The 16,907-nt window shown below is 67.7% G+C and carries 15 protein-coding genes; 7 read left to right on the top strand and 8 right to left on the bottom strand.

Annotated elements, in window-relative coordinates; translation table 11 throughout:
• Positions 1-48: 48 nt before the first annotated feature.
• The gene (locus DS837_RS10720; protein ID WP_149164719.1) at positions 49-1,191 is read left to right on the top strand and encodes a permease; all 1,143 of its coding nucleotides are present in this window, start codon (positions 49-51) and stop codon (positions 1,189-1,191) included.
• Positions 1,192-1,229: 38 nt separating this feature from the next.
• Entirely contained in the window at positions 1,230-1,676 is a 447-nt protein-coding gene (locus DS837_RS10715) for a hypothetical protein (RefSeq protein WP_149164718.1), read from the top strand.
• Between the two features lie 220 nt (positions 1,677-1,896).
• Here DS837_RS10715 and DS837_RS33055 read toward each other — a convergent pair whose 3' ends face one another.
• The 4 genes from DS837_RS33055 to DS837_RS10695 are packed head-to-tail and all read right to left on the bottom strand — an operon-like array spanning position 1,897 to position 4,103.
• Complete coding sequence (locus tag DS837_RS33055; RefSeq protein WP_149164717.1) at positions 1,897-2,121, bottom strand: GDCCVxC domain-containing (seleno)protein; 225 nt, start codon at positions 2,119-2,121, stop codon at positions 1,897-1,899.
• Positions 2,122-2,150: 29 nt separating this feature from the next.
• Positions 2,151-3,497 carry a dihydrolipoyl dehydrogenase family protein gene (locus DS837_RS10705; protein WP_149164716.1) on the bottom strand — a complete coding sequence of 449 codons (1,347 nt, stop codon included), beginning with the start codon at positions 3,495-3,497 and terminating at the stop codon, positions 2,151-2,153.
• 7 nt (positions 3,498-3,504) lie between these two features.
• On the bottom strand, positions 3,505-3,801 hold the full coding sequence (locus DS837_RS10700) for a cation transporter (protein WP_247889866.1): 297 nt from the start codon (positions 3,799-3,801) through the stop codon (positions 3,505-3,507).
• Positions 3,801-4,103, bottom strand: coding sequence for a mercuric transporter MerT family protein (locus DS837_RS10695; protein ID WP_282187566.1), 303 nt, complete (start codon positions 4,101-4,103; stop codon positions 3,801-3,803). The genes DS837_RS10700 and DS837_RS10695 overlap by 1 nt, the downstream gene beginning before the upstream one ends.
• A gap of 166 nt (positions 4,104-4,269) precedes the next feature.
• On the opposite strand from DS837_RS10695, the gene DS837_RS10690 reads away from it, so the two are divergent.
• From DS837_RS10690 to DS837_RS10670, 5 genes are all read left to right on the top strand, one after another.
• Positions 4,270-4,710 carry a MerR family transcriptional regulator gene (locus tag DS837_RS10690; protein WP_247889864.1) on the top strand — a complete coding sequence of 147 codons (441 nt, stop codon included), beginning with the start codon at positions 4,270-4,272 and terminating at the stop codon, positions 4,708-4,710.
• A 366-nt stretch (positions 4,711-5,076) separates the two neighbouring features.
• Positions 5,077-5,547: a hypothetical protein gene (locus DS837_RS10685; RefSeq protein ID WP_149164714.1), complete on the top strand. Its 471-nt coding sequence runs from the start codon at positions 5,077-5,079 to the stop codon at positions 5,545-5,547.
• Positions 5,548-5,657: 110 nt separating this feature from the next.
• On the top strand, positions 5,658-7,154 hold the full coding sequence (locus DS837_RS10680; protein WP_149164713.1) for an efflux RND transporter periplasmic adaptor subunit: 1,497 nt from the start codon (positions 5,658-5,660) through the stop codon (positions 7,152-7,154).
• Entirely contained in the window at positions 7,151-10,330 is a 3,180-nt protein-coding gene (locus DS837_RS10675) for an efflux RND transporter permease subunit (protein WP_149164712.1), read from the top strand. Before DS837_RS10680 ends, DS837_RS10675 begins: the two co-directional genes overlap by 4 nt.
• An 11-nt stretch (positions 10,331-10,341) precedes the next feature.
• Positions 10,342-10,689: a copper-binding protein gene (locus tag DS837_RS10670; protein ID WP_211102180.1), complete on the top strand. Its 348-nt coding sequence runs from the start codon at positions 10,342-10,344 to the stop codon at positions 10,687-10,689.
• 236 nt (positions 10,690-10,925) lie between these two features.
• Here the strand turns inward: DS837_RS10670 and DS837_RS10665 are convergent, their stop codons facing one another.
• The 4 genes from DS837_RS10665 to lspA all read right to left on the bottom strand — a co-directional run bounded on the left by DS837_RS10665 (position 10,926) and on the right by lspA (position 16,849).
• Positions 10,926-12,137, bottom strand: coding sequence for a cytochrome P450 (locus DS837_RS10665; RefSeq protein WP_247889863.1), 1,212 nt, complete (start codon positions 12,135-12,137; stop codon positions 10,926-10,928).
• 136 nt (positions 12,138-12,273) lie between these two features.
• Entirely contained in the window at positions 12,274-13,890 is a 1,617-nt protein-coding gene (gene lnt / locus DS837_RS10660) for an apolipoprotein N-acyltransferase (RefSeq protein ID WP_149164709.1), read from the bottom strand.
• Positions 13,887-16,013 (bottom strand): protein-disulfide reductase DsbD family protein, encoded by a 2,127-nt coding sequence (locus DS837_RS10655; RefSeq protein ID WP_149164708.1) that lies wholly within the window; start codon positions 16,011-16,013, stop codon positions 13,887-13,889. The genes lnt and DS837_RS10655 overlap by 4 nt, the downstream gene beginning before the upstream one ends.
• Positions 16,014-16,300: 287 nt before the next feature.
• On the bottom strand, positions 16,301-16,849 hold the full coding sequence (gene lspA / locus DS837_RS10650; RefSeq protein ID WP_149164707.1) for a signal peptidase II: 549 nt from the start codon (positions 16,847-16,849) through the stop codon (positions 16,301-16,303).
• Positions 16,850-16,907 lie beyond the last annotated feature (58 nt).

The raw sequence follows: 16,907 nt of genomic DNA, 5'->3' as shown, positions 1-16,907 counted from the left end.
AGGCGGGCTTGCGCTCCGCCTGCACCCACCCCGCCAACGGAGGAGTCCATGGATCAGGTCTGGCAGGCGTTCTACACCGGCGCCGGAATGCTCTGGCAGGCGCTGTGGGCGCTCATTTTCGGATACATCATCTCGGCGGGCATTCAGGTCATTGTCAGCCGCGAGCAGATGGCACGCGCGCTGGGCGAGCGCGGCCCCAAGCAGGCGGGGCTGGCGAGCTTCTTCGGCTTCATCTCATCCTCGTGCTCCTTCGCCGCGCTCGCGGCCTCGCGTTCCGTCCTCGTCAAGGGCGCGCATCCGGTGAACTCGATGGCGTTCCTGATCGCCTCGACCAATCTGGTCATCGAGCTCGGAATCGTGCTGTGGGTGCTGTTGGGTTGGAAGTTCACGCTGGCCAACTTCCTGCTCGGCCTCCTGATGATCCTCTACGCCCACGCGCTGACCTCGATCTGGTTCCCGCGGCGGCTCGCCGAGGAGGGCAAGCGGCATGCCGAACAGGCCCAGGAGCAGGAGGGCATGGACATGCAGCACGACATGTCCGGCTCCTGGCGCGACAAGCTGACCTCACGCCAGGGCTGGCGGCGGATCGCCGACGCCTTCACCATGGAATGGGCGATGGTGTGGAAGGAGATCCTGTTCGGCTTCACCGTGGCCGGGTTCATCTCGGTGTTCGTGCCGCAGAGCTTCTGGAACTTCCTGTTCATCGGGAACGCCGAGAACCCGTCCTTCTGGGCCGTCGTGGAGAACGCGGCCGTGGCGCCGGTGGTCGCCTTCTTCACCTTCATCGGGTCCATGGGCAACGTGCCGTTGGCGGCCATGCTGTGGTCGAAGCAGGTCTCGCTCGGCGGTGTGATGTCGTTCCTTGGCGCCGACCTGGTCGCGGCCACCGTCGTCTGGATCCACCTCAAATACTATGGCTGGAGGTACGCCGGGTACCTGTCGCTGGTCCTCTACGTCTGCATGGTCGCGGCGGGAGTCACGGTCCACTACCTCTATGCCCTGACCGGCCTGACGCCGACCGAGCGGCCGTCGCTCCAGGAGATGGTCCGCTTCGCCATCGACCACACCTTCTTCCTGAACCTGGCATTCGGGGCGGTGGCCGCTTGGCTTCTGTGGACGCACTTTTCCGGCGGCCATGGACAGCGGCAAACTGGCGAGGGCGATGTTCACGCTGCGCATGGACGGACCTGAGAGGGAAACCCAGCCCAGGTACCAGTCTGGAGCCTCCGATGAGAATTCTTCATCGCATCGTGGAGTGCCCCGAGGTGAACGTCGGGGTCTTCGCCTTCCTGCTCAACTACCCCTGGGAGTTCTGGCAGGTGCCGCTGTTCGTCGGCATGGCGTCGGCCCCCCATTGGGAAGCGGTGAAATTCTGCACCCGGGCGACTCTCGGAGATGCGGCCATCATGCTCGTCGCCTTCTGGTTCGTTGCGTTGCTGGCGGGGAGCAGGCGCTGGATACTCTCCCCGTCGGGGCGCCAGATCCTGGTGTTCATCGCCGTCGGCGTGGCGATCACGGTGCTGTTCGAACTCCTGGCGACGCACGTTCTGGACCGGTGGCAGTACGCGGGAGCGATGCCCGTGACCCCGGTTCTCGGCATCGGCCTCTCGCCACTCGCCCAATGGATTGTGCTGCCGCCTCTGGTCGTGTGGTTTGTCCGACGGCATCTCCGATGACCGAGTTCGACCATCGAGGCCAACGCCTTGAAGGGACAACCCCATGCCGACAGGAAGTTCTCCTCAAGGAGTGGTCCTCCTTTGACCGTGCGATGAAACGGCTGCGGGCGGGTTGCTTTGGATACGACGGGCCAGGCACGACAGAACAGAAATGCCGATTGGCCTGCCCAGGTTTGCCGTTTTCCAGAAGGTCCGGCCATTCTACAGGCCCCATCGCCAGTCAGTCCGTCATACCTGCATCGCAGCACCCTCCGACTTCCTCGCCCTGCTTCGGTGGGCACGGGATCGTGCCAAAGGAACAGAAGACGCAGCAGTCCCCCGGATTCGGTCGGAGCAGCGTCCCGCAGTGCGGGCAGTCGTAGAAGAACTGGCAAGCGTCCGTCGGCATCGTCTCGGTGGACGCGCCGCCGCACTTCGGACAGGTGATGGTGGACTCCAGCTGCATCGTCTCTCCTTGGCTCTCGCGCATCCGCGTCACAGCATGTAGCCGATGTCCGACGCCCCCGTGGGGTACGCGAACATCGTGGTCTTGAGATCGTCGGCGGTCAGGCCGTGCCGGATGGCCAGGCCGAAGATGTTGATGACCTCATCGGCGTGCGGGCCGACGAGGTGGGCGCCGAGGATGCACTCCGTCCCCTCCTCAACGAGGACCTTGAAGCCGTAGACCGTCTCCGCGACTCGGCGCGCTGTGTACCAGTCCGGCACCCGTTCCGCCTTCATGCGGAACCGGAGCCCCTGCCCGCGCGCCTCCTCCTCGGACAGCCCGACGCGGGCGATCGGCGGAAGCGTGAAGGCCACGCTCGGCACCCCGCGGTAGTCGGGCCGGTGCATGTTGCCGTCCAGCAGGTTGGCGGCGACCACCTTGGCGTCGTGGCTCGACACCGGCGTCAGCGGCGGCCCGACGGCGGCCGCGTCGCCCGCCGCGTAGACCTTGGGGTTCGAGACGCTCTGGAGGTGCTCGTTGAGCTTGAGGCGCCCGCCGTCCCGCGCGACGCCCGCTGTGTCCAGGCCGAGATCATCGAGTGCGGGAACGCGCCCGGCGGCGTGGACGACAAGGTCGGCCTCGAAGGCCCGTTCCCCCTCCGCGGAGCGCGTGCGGATGGCGAAGCCGGTGGCGGTCTTCTCCACAGCCGCGACGGCGGTGCCGGTCCGCACGTCCACCCCGATCTCCTTGAACCGCTCCATCAGCCAGCCGACGAGGTCGGGGTCGAAGCCGGTCAGCATGCGGCTTCCGCGCTGCACGATGGTGACCGCGGCGCCCGCCCGGGCCGCGATGTGGGAGAACTCGGCCGCGATGTAGCCGCCGCCGACCATCGCAATGCGTTTCGGCAACGCCTCCATCTCGAGGAACTCCTCGTTGGTCACGAGGTGTTCCTCACCGGGAAAGCCGAGTGGCGCAGGGCGCGCTCCAGCCGCGATCAGGACGTGGCGCACCGTGAGCGTGGTCCCGTTCACCGCGACGGCATCGGGGCCGACGAACCGGGCGCGGCCGTGGTAGGCGTCGATGCCCTTGTCCGCGTAGCGGTGCTCGTGCTTCTCGGGAACCGGGTCGGTGAAGGTGCGTTTGAACGCGATGAGGTCGCGCCAGTCGATGCGGGCCCCGCCCGCAACGCCTCGCCCGTGCATGCGCCGGGCGAGGTCCACGGCCTCGGCGCCGGTCACCAACATCTTCTTTGGGTCGCAGCCGCGCAGGGCGCAGGTGCCGCCGAAGGGGCGGTGGTCAATCACGGCGACGGACCACCCCGCGGCGCGGACCCGTGAACTGGCGACCATCGCGGCGGTGCCGGTGCCGATCACCACCAGGTCGTAGGACTTGCCCATGCCGCACCTACCGCTGCTGGGCCGACGGGAACCCCGCCTGCGTGGTGGCATCGACCAGGGCCGGGACGGTGGCTTTGGTGTCGTCGAAGGTGGCGATGGCGCTCTTCTCCGCCATCGAGACCGTCACGTCGTCGACGCCGGGCACGGCCTTGAGGGAACGCTCCACGACAATGGGGCAGGTCGCGCAGGTCATGTTCTCGACCGTCAGCCGGACGGTGCGCTCGGCGGCGAGCGCGCCACCGGAGGCCAGGGGCAGCGCGACGAGGGTGGCTCCGATCAGGCGGATCATCATGGTCGTCTCCATCAGGACAGCAGGAGCGGGGCGACGTAGGGGAAGGTCACGGCCACGGCGACGAGGACGGCCGCGCCCCAGAGCGATGCTGTCACCAGCCGGTTGGGTGCGGGCCTGGGGCATGCCGGGCCATCGCAGGCGGGCCTGCGGTAAACGCGCCAAAACCCGGCCCCCAGGAAGCCGAAGGCAGTCGCGACGAAGAGCGGCTGGTAGGGCGCCAGGGCCGTCAGATTGCCGATCCAGGCGCCGCTGACGCCGAGGCCGAAGAAGACGAGCGGCAGCACGCAGCACGACGAGGCGCCCAGGGCGCCCAGGAGGCCGCCGACGGCCAGCGGCCCCGGCGGCAGCCCCTGGGTGCTCCGCTCGCGTTGCTGGGCGTGCCCGCGGCGGGCATGGATGTCTCTGGCATGCTCTGGCTCCCTCCTGCCTTTCGTGACAAGATGGGACCTGTAGTTGCTACAGGTTCAAGGGGCTATTCCGGTGAAGGGCACCACGAAGGCGCGCGCGGCCGGGCTGACCATCGGGGCGCTGTCCCGGCGCACCGGCTGCAACATCGAGACGATCCGGTTCTACGAGAAGCAGGGGCTCGTCCCGGCGCCGCCGCGGACGGAGGGCGGCCACCGGGTGTACGGCGAGACCCACCTGCGGCGGCTGGGCTTCATCCGGCGCAGCCGCGATGTCGGCTTCACGCTGGACGAGGTCCGGGCGTTGCTGCGCTTGGCCGACGGCCATCACACGTGCGCCGAGGTGCAGGCGCTCGCGTTGGAGCACCTCGATTCCGTCCGGCGGACAATCGCCGACCTTCAGCGCCTCGAGCGCACGCTGTCCGAGACCGCAGACCGCTGTGTCGGGGGTGATGCGCCGAATTGTCCTGTCCTCGAGACGCTCTTTTCGGACGTTTCGGCATGGCCCCGTGACTGAGGGCGAGATCTCTTGCACGCTCCAGGGCTGGCCTTGAGTCTGCTTTGCGCAGAATGGACTTGGCGAGGACGTTGGGGCGAACGGAGCTTAACCAGCCTTTCAGGGGAGGACGGGCCTACGCGGTTCGTCCCCAACCTGGCGGTGGTCACGATAAGCTAGGCGGCAGAGTTGCGAGTAACGGCGGACCGAGTCTCCGAAAGCACCAGACCGGGACCGAGGTCAGACGCTACCAAGAACGACGTGGGCTTTCTTGACCCTTGACGAAATTTGAAGGTCGTGGCCCTGTGTCGGGGCTTGCCGATCCGGAAGCGTGGGGCCACATGGACGGGCCGGACGCACCGGGCGCGGGCGTCAGAGTGGGATTCAATGCGGCTCTATTTCGATTCAGGCATCTCGCGCAGGAAAGGGCGGTCGACCGATCGGTCGGCGGCGTCCCTGCTCGTGTTCTGGGTCGTGATGGTCGCCTTGGTGATCTATCAGATGCCTGCCTTCGCCGGAACCTCGCTGGCCATGCCGATGCCCATGGCGGCCATGGCGTCGGCAGTTGAGGAAGCGGCACCCTGCGACACGACGGACCATGCCTCTGACAAGAACATGCCGGGTATGGTTGCCCTGCCGGACGCCGGGATGCCGTGCTGCAACACGTCGGATGCTCAGGGTATCGACGAAGACTCCTGCCCGTTGATGGGCGGCTGCTTCTCGATGTGCGCGTCCACCATGCCCACCGCCACCGATGTCCGGGCGGCGGGACGTGTGGCGGAACATCTCCTCTTCGCTGATAAGGCGCAGGCGCCACAGTCGGTGCCTCCCCTCCAGAGGCCGCCAAGGCACCTCTGACGACACCATCCGAACCGGGCTTCCCGCGGGTCCGCGCTCCAGGCGCGTGACCGGCCGCACCCGCCGAGAGCGGGGGATGCCCAGTGCATTTGTCGTCACAGGTGTTCACGATGAAGCTGAAGACAGCCTTGGTCGCCTTGCTCGCCGTCGCGGCGGGCACCGGCGGCGGGGTCCTGCTCGAGCGCCGGGTGCTGTCCGCTCAGGACGCCCCTCAGCAGCAAGCCCAGAGCGGACCGCGCATCCTGTACTGGTGGGATCCGATGATCCCCGACTTCAAGAGCGACAAGCCCGGCAAGTCGCCCATGGGCATGGACATGGTCCCCGTCTATGAGGGCCAGGATCCCGGCAATGCCGAGGAGACGGGCGTCGTCACGGTCTCCTCCGCCGCCATGAACAATCTTGGCGTTCGCACCGCTGCGGCCGAGCGGACAACGCTAACCCCGACCATCGAGACGTTCGGCTCGATCACGTTCGACGAGAGCCGAACCGCGCACCTGCACGTCCGCGGCAAGGGATGGATCGAGCGGCTCCACACCCGGGTTCTGGGGGAGCACGTCGAGCGTGGCCAGCTGCTCATGGAGGTCTTCTCGCCAGACCTCATCACGGCGGCCTACGAGTTCGTACGCGAGGCCGAGCGGGGGGCGTCCGGCAACACCGAGGGCGCCCGCCGCAAGCTGATCGCTCTCGGTGTCTCCGACCGGCAGATTGAAGAGATCCGCAAAACCAAGGCCGTGCCCGAGCGCATCAAGGTTTATGCGCCGCGAACCGGCGTGGTCGAAGCTCTTGGCGTGGCAGAGGGCATGTACGTGGAGTCCGATGTCACGCTTATGTCCATCGTCGACCACGGCTCTGTCTGGGTCATCGCGGAGGTCCTGGAAAGCCAGGTCGGCTTGGTGTCCCGGGGCATGCAGGCGGAGGTTCGGGTCGCGAGCCAGCCCGGCCGGACATGGACGGGCACCGTCGACTACGTCTACCCGGAACTGAGGAAGGATACCCGGACAGCCCGGCTGCGCATCCGCCTCGAGAATCCCGACCTCGCCCTCCAGCCCAACATGTTCGCCTCCGTGCGGCTCGCGACACATCCGCGGGCGGACGTTCTCGCCATTCCCAACGACGCCCTCATCCGCACCGGCCAAGCCGAGCGCGTCGTCCTCGCCCTCGGGGATGGGCGCTTCAAGCCGGTGCCCGTCAAGGCCGGGCTGGCGATCGGCGACAGGGTCGAGATCATCGACGGCCTCAAGGAAGGGGACCGGGTCGTCACCTCCGCCCAGTTCCTGATCGACAGCGAAAGCAGCCTGTCGGCCGGATTCGCGCGCATGCAGCAGGCAGAGGGACCGACGGCCAACGAGACGGCAGCCGTCCCCGCGGTGGGAGAAGGAGAGATCACGGCGATCGCTGCCGACGGCAGTTCGGTCACCATCAGCCATGGGCCGATCCCCGAGTTTTCCTGGCCTGCCATGACGATGGAGTTCGGCGTTGGGCCGGGCGTCTCTGTCCAAGGGCTGGCGCCGGGCGACCGCGTCCGCTTCGGCGTCGTCAAGGCAGTAGACGACACCTACACGGCCGCCAGCATCGAGCGCCTCAACGGCGCGGGCAGGACGCCGTGATCGAGCGCCTGATCCACTGGTCGGTCGGCAACCGCGGAATCGTGCTGTTGCTCGCGGCGATGCTCGCCGGGTGGGGCATCTGGGCGGTGCGCAACACGCCGGTCGACGCCATCCCCGACCTCTCCGACGTGCAGGTCATCGTCAAGACCACCTACCCGGGCCAGGCCCCGCAGGTGGTCGAGGACCAGGTCACCTATCCGCTCTCCACCGCCTTCCTCGCGGTCCCCGGCGCCATGACGGTCCGCGGCATCTCAATGTTCGGGGACAGCTACGTCTACGTGCTCTTCAAGGAGGGCACGGACCTCTACTGGGCGCGGTCGCGGGTCCTCGAGTACCTGAGCCAGGTCGCCCCGCGGCTACCGCCGGGCGCCCGCCCGGCGCTCGGGCCCGACGCCACTGGCGTCGGCTGGATCTTCCAGTACACCCTCGTGGACCGCACCGGGCGGCACGACATCAGCCAGCTTCGGGCCCTCCAGGACTGGTTCCTGAAGTTCGAGCTTCAGGCTACGCCCGGTGTCGCCGAGGTGGCGCCCATCGGCGGCATGGTCCGCCAGTATCAGGTGGTGGTCAACCCGACCGCGCTGCGGGCCTACGATCTGCCGCTGGCCGATGTGCGCGAAGCCATCGAGCGCGCCAACGCGGAGTCCGGCGGCTCAGTACTGGAGATGGCCGAGGCCGAGTACATGGTCCGCGCCAGCGGCTACATCAAAGGCGTCGAGGACCTCCGCAACGTGCCGGTGAAGGCCGCCCCGGGTGGCGTTCCGGTGCTCCTCAAGGATGTTGCCGAGATCCAATTGGGCCCGGAGCTCCGCCGCGGCGTGAGCGAGCTCAACGGCGAGGGCGAGGTGGTCGGCGGCGTGATCATCATGCGCTGGGGCGAGAACGCACTCGCCACCATCGACGCGATCAAGGACAAGCTCGAGCGCCTGAGCCACAGCCTTCCCGAGGGTGTGGAGATCGTCACGACCTACGACCGCTCAAGTCTGATCGAGCGCGCCATCGACAACCTCATGGACAAGCTGACCGAGGAGTCGATCGTCGTGGTGCTGGTGTGCGCGGCGTTCCTGCTGCACCTGCGCTCGTCGCTGGTCATCATCCTGACGCTGCCGCTGGGCATCCTGGCGGCGTTCGTCGTCATGCACGCCCAAGGCATCAACGCCAACATCATGTCGCTGGGCGGCATCGCCATCGCCATCGGCGCCATGGTCGACGCCGCCATCGTGATGATCGAAAGCCTGCACCGGCGCATCGAGCACGAGCCGCTCACCAAGGAGAACCGCTGGACGGTGGTCGCGGAGACGGCGGCCGAAGTCGGCCCGGCGCTGTTCTTCTCGCTCGTTATCATCACGCTCAGCTTCTTGCCGGTCTTCGCGTTGGAGGCCCAGGAAGGGCGGATGTTCAAGCCGCTGGCCTTTACCAAGACCTACGCCATGGCCGCCGCCGCAGTGTTGTCGGTGACGCTGGTGCCGGTGCTGATGGGCTATTTCGTGCGCGGCCGGATCATCCCGGAGCGCCGGAACCCGATCAACAACCTCTTCATCTGGCTCTACCGGCCGTTGCTGCGCGGCGCTCTGGCGGCGCCTTGGGTGACGATCGTGGCCGCCGTCCTGCTGGTCATGAGCATGGCGTGGCCGCTTCAGCGCATCGGTTCGGAGTTCATGCCGGACCTGGACGAGGGTGACCTGCTCTACATGCCGAGCCTGATGCCCGACGTCTCGATCGCCAAGGCGCGCGAGGTGCTTCAGCAGACCGACCGGCTGATCAAGACCGTGCCGGAGGTCGAGGCCGTCCACGGCAAGATCGGCCGTGCCGAGACGGCGACCGACCCGGCGCCGATCTCAATGTTCGAGACGACGATCAAGCTCAAGCCGCGCGAGCAGTGGCGGTCCGGCATGACCATGGACGGCATCCGGGCGGAGCTCGACCGGGCCGTGAAGGTGCCGGGCGTGACGAACGTCTGGATCATGCCCATCAAGAACCGCATCGACATGCTGGCGACGGGCGTGAAGACGCCGGTGGGCATCAAGGTGGCCGGGCCCGACCTCGTTGAAATCGGCCGCATTGCCGCCCAGGTCGAGGCGGCGGTGCGGACGGTTCCCGGCACGGCGTCGGCCTATGCCGAGCGGCCCGTCGGCGGGCGCTACATCGACGTGGACGTCGACCGCCGGGCGGCCGCCCGCTACGGTCTCAACATCGCCGACGTGCAGCAGGTCGTGCGCACGGCGATCGGCGGCGAGGAGGTCACCCAGAGCATTGAGGGCCTCCAGCGTTTCCCGGTGAACGTCCGCTACCCCAGGGAATGGCGCGACAGCCCCGATGCGTTGGCCGCGCTGCCCATCGTCACGCCGAGCGGCGCCCACATTGCCCTCGGCGATGTGGCCAAGGTCCGTATCAAGGATGGCCCCGGCATGATCCGCACCGAGAACGCGCGGCTCGGCGGCTGGGTGTTCGTCGACATCGCGGACCGCGACCTCGGCGGCTACGTGGCCGATGCCAAGGAGGCGGTGGCGCAAGCCGTCCGGCTGCCTCCGGGCTATTCGCTCAGCTGGTCTGGGCAGTTCGAGTACATGGAGCGTGTCCAGGATCGCCTCACCGCCATCGCGCCGCTGACGGTGGCGTTGATCGCCCTGATGCTGTGGCTCACCTTCCGGCGCCTCGGCGAGGTGCTGGTGGTCATGGCGTCGCTGCCGGTAGCTTTGGCGGGCGGCATTTGGCTGCTCTGGTATCTGGACTTCAACCTGTCGGTCGCGGTGGGCGTCGGTTTCATCGCCCTGGCGGGCGTGGCCGTGGAGACGGCCATCGTCATGCTCGTGTACCTAAACCTCGCACTGAAACGGCGTCAGGCGGAAGCCCTGGCCGCCAGGCGGCCGATGACGGTCCGCGACGTCGAGGAGGCGGTCGTCGAGGGCGCCCTGCTCCGGCTGCGCCCCAAGGTGATGACGGTCGCGACCATCTTCGCGGGCCTGTTCCCGATCATGGTCGGCGACGGCACCGGCTCCGAGGTCATGAGGCGCATCGCCGCCCCCATGGTCGGGGGCATGGCAAGCACGACGGCCCTGACGCTCATCGTCATTCCGGCCGTCTATCTGGTCTGGCAACGGTTCCGCCTGCGGAACCCGGCCGTTGTCGTGGCGGACGACGTCCGCGCTCAAGGTTCCGCACAGCCCGCAGAATGAAGGATAACATCATGAAGGTATACAAGACCGCCATTGTCGCGGCCGTCGCGACGTTCCTGGCCGGACCGGCCCTGGCCCAGTCGAACCAGGGCATGCCGGGGATGAACATGGGATCGCAGGCGAGCCAGCCCATCACCGGCAAGGGCGTGGTGAAGAAGGTCGACCCGGTCAAGAAGACGATCAACCTGAACCACGAGCCGATCCCGGCCATCAAGTGGCCCGCGATGACCATGGACTTCCAGGTTGCGCCGAACGTCGACCTCTCCAAGGTTCAGCCGGGCCAGGCGGTCGCCTTCGGGCTGGAGAAGGGGAACGGGGACAATTACACCGTCACGAGTATTTCGCCTGCGGCGAAGTGACGATGGTCCCGGAGCCGCGGCCCAGTCGAGGGTGCGGCTCCGGGACCCACGTGTGCCTGCCGACGGCCGTCAGACGGCTCCCGGCGTACTTGCGCTCACGGTGACCTTGATGACCGCGGAGACGGGCGGCACCTGGAACTCGTGCCTGACGGCCCGCACCGGCTTGTCTTTGGACGGTCCGGTGTTCGGCTTGCCCTGCCGAGGCGCTTGGTTCGGGCTATGCTAGGCACGCCGAACTAACGGGTCAGCCTTGCGTTCGTGATTACGAAGCGGCTCTTCGGTATGGCGGGCATTCTCGAAAGGTCGACCCGCAGGTCCTGCTCCGGCACGTCATAATCCATGGCCATGGTCAGCAGGGTCACGGCCCGCTTCATGAGCTCGATCGTGATCCACTCCCCCGGGCAGCGGTGACTCTCGTGATGGTCGCCTCCTCCTTGGGAGATGAAGTTGAAGGCGTTCCGGTCCCAGCGGCGGAATCGTTCCGGCCGGAAGACATCCGGCTCATCCCACACGCGGGCGTCGTGGTTGGTGCCATACAGGTCGAGAAGGACCCAGATTCCCTGGGCGAAATGGTAGCCTTTCCACTCGAAGCCGTTTTGTACGCGGCCCCCGACGAGGGGGAAGAACGGGTAGAACCGACGGACCTCCTGCACAAAGCACTCGAGATAGTCGCCGTCGCCAGCCTCAAGCCTCGGTCGGCACGCTGGGTGTTCATGCAGCGCCAAGGCAGCGAAGGTCACGTACCAGGCGACCGCCACCGTTGGACGCAACAGATTGATCATCTCGACGGCTGCCACCTTGGTGTCCAGCAGTTCGCCGTCCGGATCGCGGTACCAGGCGATGGCGTGCGCGGCGCTCTCCTCCGCGACCGTGAGCTCGCCAGCACGCACCTTTTCAATCACATCTCGGATCCACCGCTCCGTCCGCGCCCGGAGCAGCAGGCCCCGCCAGTTCCGTGGCCCAACCGCTCCGGCGCCATCGATCATCGCCGCAAACTCGCGCGCCCTTTGCTTCGCTTCCGCCGCCGTGAGCGGAACACCGGCCCACCTGCACACGGCGATGCACAGGATCTCCTGCATCTCCTCGTGGAGCACGACCTCGCCTCTGTCTTTCCACATGCCGACGCGGGTGCGCCACTGATCGGCGAACAGGTCACCGATCTGCTGGATGCTCGCCGGGGTCATAAGCGACATGAACATCCGCTTGCGATGCCGATGGGCCTGTCCATCCATTTGCTGAACGCTTCCCTTGTCCTGGAGCAGCTTCAGGACCGGCACAGGCATGGCGCCCTGCCGGGTCAGGCGGTCGCCATCGTAGAAGATACGGGCGGCCTCCTCGCCCCTCATGCAAACCGCCTTTGTGAGCATGAGTCGGGTTTCGAAGATGTCGGACCGATAGCGCTCGCACCGTTTCGAGATGAACCTGTAGCCATCCAACAACAGGGCCAACGTGCTATCCAGACTTCTGTCTCGAGGAATTTGTGACATGGGGCCTCCAGTGCGAGCGTTGGCGCGGTTCTGGGTCGACGGGGATGGCTATGGGCTGGCGGCGTGTCGGACCTCCACGGCTCACGGTCTGTGTGTCCTACAAGCCGGACGGATCGTGCGGCCACCGGCGGGCAGGACGCCGGACGGCCCACCCGGCCGACACCGCGGCCAGGAACAGGGGGATGAGGACGAGGTCCCCGTACCGGCCATAGACGGTCGGCGGCAGGCTTCGCGGAAGCCGGGTGTCGAGGATTCCAGTCTCCTCCAGCGACAGGCTGGCACGCACCGCGCCGAAACCGTCGATGACGGCGGAAACCCCCGTGTTGGCGGCGCGGACTATCGGCAGGCCCTCCTCGACGGCGCGCATGCGGGCTGACGCGAGGTGCTGGTACGGGCCGATCGAGGTGCCGAACCAAGCGTCGTTCGTGGCGTTGAAGATCCAAGTCGGGCGGTTCTCCCGCTCAACCACCGCGCCGGGGAAGATCGCCTCGTAGCAGATCGAGAATCCGACCGCCGTGCCGCCGACCGCAACCGTCTGTGGGCCGAGTCCGGCGGAGAAATCTCCGAGGCCAGCCGTAAGCCGCTCGATCGGCAACATGCCCTTCAGAGGCACGTACTCACCGAAGGGCACCAGGTGGTGCTTGGCATAACTCGCCGTCACCCGGCCGCGGTCATCGACGGCGACGATGGCGTTCCAGTACGCGGGGCCGTCGTCTTCAACGGTGCGCCGAGGTGTCCCGGTCAGCAGGTGGGCGCCCCGCGGCAGCAGCTTGCCAACCCGCGCGAGCATAGTGGTGTTCTCCTCGAGAAAGCCCGGGTAGGCTGTCTCGGGCCAGAGCAGAATGTCGTAATCGCCGGGCTTGGCGGAGAGTTCCAGATAACGCTCGGCGATGGCCGCCCGCTCCTCGGGCCGCCATTTCTGCGCTTGCGCGATGTTGCCCTGGACCACGCGCACCACCGGTCCAGAGGGCTCCTCGAGGTCCCCGGGGGGCAGCCGAAGGTTGCCGCTCCAGAGCGCGCCGACCACGATCCCGAGGACCACGAGCGCGTGGCGGCGGTCCCGCACCGAGACTGTGAACACCGCGACCGCCGGAAGCATCGCGGCGACGACGGTCAGCAGGCTCAGGCCGTAGCTGCCCACCGCCGCAGCGACCTGCCGAGGCCCGCTGTGGTCAACCCAGGTGTAGCCGATGAGATTCCAAGGAAAGCCGGTCAGCACATGCCCTCGGAGCCATTCGGTCCCGGCCCAGAGGCCCGCGAACAGCAGAACGCCCGCCGTGCCGCCGACCTTAATGCGAGCGAAGGCCCACGCGGCCGCAGCGGGGAAGAGGGCCAGAAAGCCGCCGAGCCCCCCGACTGCGGGCACGGCCATCCATCCGAAGCGTTGGGGGTCGACGAAGAAGCTCTCGGCGATCCAGTGCGTACCGACCAGGAAGAAGCCAAAGCCGAAGCTCCATCCCGTGAGCGCGGCAGCCGCGGGTGCCGCGCCCTCGAGCAGCAGGAAAAGCCCGCCGAAGGCGGGCAGCAGCACCGGAAACAGCGAGAACGGTGGAAGCGCGAGGACGGCCAGGCCGCCGAGACCCAGGGCGATCACCGCCCGGTACACCGGTGCCAGCGCACGGCGTTGGACAACGCCTGCAACCGCATCGGCGTTCCGGCTACGGGGCGCCTCTGAGGGCGGTGCCGCCCGACCTTCGTCCGCCGATTCCGTCATGAGCCACCGCCCTTGGCGCTCTCGATCGCCTCGATGACAGCCCCGACGGACAGGATCTCGGGCAGAACGATGCCGCGCGGCGCGCCCGGCCCATAGACAGCGTTGAACGGAATCCCGTACCGGTCGTAACGGGCGAGGTAGTCGGAAATCCGGGGGTCGGGCCGGGTCCAGTCGGCCTGCATCGGCACGACGCCGTCGGCGGTCAGCGCTGCCACGACTTCGGCCCGCTCGATGACAAGGGACTTGTTGGCCTTGCAGGTGATGCACCAGTCCGCGGTGACGTCGACGAACACCGTCCGCCCCTGGGCCACCAGCCGCCCGATCTCGGCCTGATCGAACCGCACCCAGCCAGTCGCCGAGGATGGCCGGGAATCGGTTCCCGTTTGCGCCACCGCGTCCAGCACGGTCGGCGCGGCGAGCGCGCCGGAGAGCGCGACGACCGCGGTCAGCGCGGTGGCGGCGACGCCAAGGCGTGACCGGAACAGGAGTGCGGCCCCGAGCAGGACGAGCGCGACCGCGACCGTGACGGACGCCTGCCAGGAGGACTGGGCCGCCAACACCGTCAGGAGCCACGCCGCGGTCCCGAGCAGCGCCAGCGCCAGCAGGCGCCGCAAGGCCAGCATCCAGCGCCCGGGGCGGGGCAGGAGACCCGTGAGCCGGGGGAACGCCGCCACCAGGAGATACGGCGCGGCGAGACCCAGGCCGAGGGCGGCGAAGATCGACAGGATCTCGAGCCCGCCCCGGGCCAGGGCGAACGCCACGGCCGTACCGACGAACGGTGCCGAGCACGGCGTCGCCAGCAGGGTCGCGAACGCCCCCGCCGCGAAGTTGCCGCCAAGCCCGTCACCGCCCGTGCGGACGAGCACGGTGGCTAGGCCGGACGGCAGCGGGATCTCAGGGCCACCCGCGAGACCCAACGCGAACACGACGAGGACGGCGGCCATCAGCACCAGGAACGCGGGTTGCTGGAACTGGACGCCCCAGCCCACGGCCAACCCGGCCGCCTTCAGCGCCACGAGGGCCCCCGCGAGAACGAGCATGGAGACGACGATGCCCGCGGCGGACGCCAGGAAACCGAGGCGGATGCGCCGCCGCGCCCTGTCGCGCTGGTCGATCACCGACAACAGCTTCAGACTGAGGACCGGCAGGACGCAGGGCATCAAGTTGAGCACCAGGCCGCCGAGCACGGCGATGCCAAGCACCGCGGTGAATTCTCCGATTCCAGGACCAGAACCCGCCGCCGCAGCAACCGCAAGGCGAAACTCTGCGGCGCGCGGGCCGTCCGTCACGGTCGCGGTGAGGGCCACGCCGGGCATGGTAACGGCGTTGGGGCCGGAGCCGATGGGCAGTCTGGCGATCGCCCTCTTGCGATCTAGGCCATAGGAAAACTCCGGCTTGCCGAAGGTCCAGTCGCGGCTCTCGACCAGGACGTCCGGCTCCCGAAGCGGGCGGTCCGAGGCGATGCTCACGGCGAGCATTCCCGGCCTGCCGGGTTCGACGGTCGCGCCCTCGACCCGCAGGCCGGAGAGGGAGCCGTCGTCGGGCAGCGCAGCCTGAAAGCGCGCGAGCAGATGGGCCGTCCCGGAGTCCGCGGCGGCGGTTCCCGAGGGCACATCGAGGGCGATGTCCAGGACGACCGGCACGCAAATGTTGCTGCACACCAGGATGTCCGCCTTTCCGCGCAGCGCGACCGGCTCACCGGGCCGCTCCACCTCCACATCGAGGGGGAACACCACCTCCCCGGAATAGCCGAAGGTCTCCAGGCCGAAGAGCGTGAACCGGTGTGGCGCGGGCCAGAGGAACCCCACCCCGGCCACGTTCTTCGAGCCGGACCAGTCCACCGTCGGCGGTGCCCCCGCGTCCCCCGGCGAGCGCCAATAGGTCTTCCAGCCATCGGCCAGGACGACATGCAGGCCAGCTGGAAGCGTCTTATGGTCGCCGACGGCGTCCGCCGCCGCGATCAGGCGGGCGCGGGCGGTGTCGTGGGAGGCCCATGGCCCTTCCGCCGCTCCGGCGGGCTCGGCCGACAAGCCTGCGGCCAGCAGGCACACGGCCACTGCCAATAGGCTGATGCCCCGCACACGTGTGCCCAGCGCCAGAAGTCCACGCACCAGTCCGCTCATCCCTGAGGCCCTTTCTCACATCCCTCGAGCATTAACGCAAAACAACCGTGCCAATAACCACCAAAACCAGCGCCGCGACCAAAGCAATGAAATAGGCCGCAATGGGAGGTTTATAGAAATCGCAGTAAGGCGCCCCTCGAACCGGGCAACCCTCACACGACTTCTGGCAAGTCTTTATTGGGCAAGGAAGTTTTTTTTGGCTCATGATGACAGCAATCAGCGCTAGGAGTCCCCGCGTGAGTCCGCTCCTATCTGGAGCCCTTCCCACGTCCATGCCGTCCGACCGCTCACCGTCGGGGCGACGGATGTTCCACGAGTGCAGGATCTTCGCTGTCCTTGCCGAACCATGAGAGCATCAGCAGCACCCCGACGCCGCAAACGATGGCGACGTCGGCCAGATTGAAGGCAGGCCAGTGCCACCCGAAGGCGTGCAGGTCCAGGAAGTCGGTCACCGCACCCTGGCGAACGCGGTCGACGACGTTGCCGATGGCGCCCCCCATGATGGCGCCGATGGCACCGGCCTCGATCCGGCTGTCAGTGCGCCGCGCCCACATGGCCAAGCCGATGACGATCGCCAGCGCCAGACCGCTGAGCAACCAGGGCCCTGCGGTCCCGTCGCCCAGCAACCCGAAGCTGACGCCGCGGTTGAAGCCAAGCGTCAGGTTGAAGAACGGTGTCACCTCGATGAGGCGCGGGGGATTCATGACGTGTTCGAGGATCGCCCATTTGGACGCCTGGTCGACGGCAGAGGCGAGGCTGGCCGTGAAAAGTGCGGTGCCGAGTGTTCGCTGGCGCGTGGGCGCTTTGGGGTGGTGGCCAGCAGCTTGCGTTGTCATGGCGGTATTCTCATTCAACGTCGGAGGTGTGAGATGACCAAGTCTGGCGGCCGGTTCC

Origin of the sequence: Azospirillum brasilense (genome assembly GCF_008365405.1) — a bacterium.
GTDB classification, from domain to species: Bacteria; Pseudomonadota; Alphaproteobacteria; order Azospirillales; family Azospirillaceae; genus Azospirillum; species Azospirillum brasilense_D.
Note: the sequence above shows the minus strand (reverse complement) of the source record. Positions and strands in the feature narration are given on the sequence as shown.

Coding starts and splice junctions, on each gene's coding strand:
- DS837_RS10720 (WP_149164719.1), top strand. CDS start 49: ATGGATCAGGTCTGGCAGGCGTTCTACACCGGCGCCGGAATGCTCTGG.
- DS837_RS10715 (WP_149164718.1), top strand. CDS start 1,230: ATGAGAATTCTTCATCGCATCGTGGAGTGCCCCGAGGTGAACGTCGGG.
- DS837_RS33055 (WP_149164717.1), bottom strand. CDS start 2,121: ATGCAGCTGGAGTCCACCATCACCTGTCCGAAGTGCGGCGGCGCGTCC.
- DS837_RS10705 (WP_149164716.1), bottom strand. CDS start 3,497: ATGGGCAAGTCCTACGACCTGGTGGTGATCGGCACCGGCACCGCCGCG.
- DS837_RS10700 (WP_247889866.1), bottom strand. CDS start 3,801: ATGGAGACGACCATGATGATCCGCCTGATCGGAGCCACCCTCGTCGCG.
- DS837_RS10685 (WP_149164714.1), top strand. CDS start 5,077: ATGCGGCTCTATTTCGATTCAGGCATCTCGCGCAGGAAAGGGCGGTCG.
- DS837_RS10680 (WP_149164713.1), top strand. CDS start 5,658: ATGAAGCTGAAGACAGCCTTGGTCGCCTTGCTCGCCGTCGCGGCGGGC.
- DS837_RS10670 (WP_211102180.1), top strand. CDS start 10,342: ATGAAGGTATACAAGACCGCCATTGTCGCGGCCGTCGCGACGTTCCTG.
- lnt (WP_149164709.1), bottom strand. CDS start 13,890: ATGACGGAATCGGCGGACGAAGGTCGGGCGGCACCGCCCTCAGAGGCG.
- DS837_RS10655 (WP_149164708.1), bottom strand. CDS start 16,013: ATGAGCGGACTGGTGCGTGGACTTCTGGCGCTGGGCACACGTGTGCGG.
- lspA (WP_149164707.1), bottom strand. CDS start 16,849: ATGACAACGCAAGCTGCTGGCCACCACCCCAAAGCGCCCACGCGCCAG.